Source organism: Bowmanella yangjiangensis, from assembly GCF_017255015.1.
GTDB classification, from domain to species: Bacteria; Pseudomonadota; Gammaproteobacteria; order Enterobacterales; family Alteromonadaceae; genus Bowmanella; species Bowmanella yangjiangensis.
The window spans coordinates 1-534 of record NZ_JAFKCS010000523.1 but is presented as its reverse complement, the minus strand read 5'-3'; the positions used below and the strand labels follow the sequence as shown (position 1 = coordinate 534).

Below are 534 nucleotides of genomic sequence, written 5' to 3'. Positions count from 1 at the left end.
GGTTCAGGCAGAAGGTGGCGATCTGTTCGGGTGTCATGGTGGGTTCCGCTGGATTGTCCGAGAACAGTCTAACGATCGCAGCTACGGCTGCGTATCCCGATTTACCTAGCAGCAGCCGTTGCCACTGATCGATGCTCCTGGCGAACGTCAGCCTCAGGGGAACGATCAGCCCTGGTTATTTTGGTGGCGCTTTACCGGCCCCTGAGCTTGTCTTGTAGACTTTCGCCAACCAAGCCCCTGAGCGAACTTTGTCTCGTTCGAGTTCAAACCGATACTTTTCATGACCGTTGATCACCATTTTCGGCTCTTCTTCCTATTGCTAAGCCTGCTGCTGCATGCGCTGCCAACCTGGGCCGGGGCGCGTGTCGTGGATGCCGTCGAGATGGCGCAGGAGCCGCTGTCGCTCACGGCGCAGGTTGGCGTGCTGCAAGACCCTTCGCGGGCCTTGACGGTGCAGGCGGTTAGCACCGCCGAAATGGCGCGGCAGTTCCAGCACGGCCTGGCCAGTGGTGCATCCTTCGCGCTGGGGTTTAC

1 protein-coding gene is annotated in these 534 nt (G+C 59.7%); it reads left to right on the top strand.

Annotated elements, in window-relative coordinates:
- Positions 1-280 precede the first annotated feature (280 nt).
- Positions 281-534 (top strand): hypothetical protein (locus J0A65_RS25465; protein WP_206597006.1); only part of this gene is annotated, 254 nt, incomplete at its 3' end.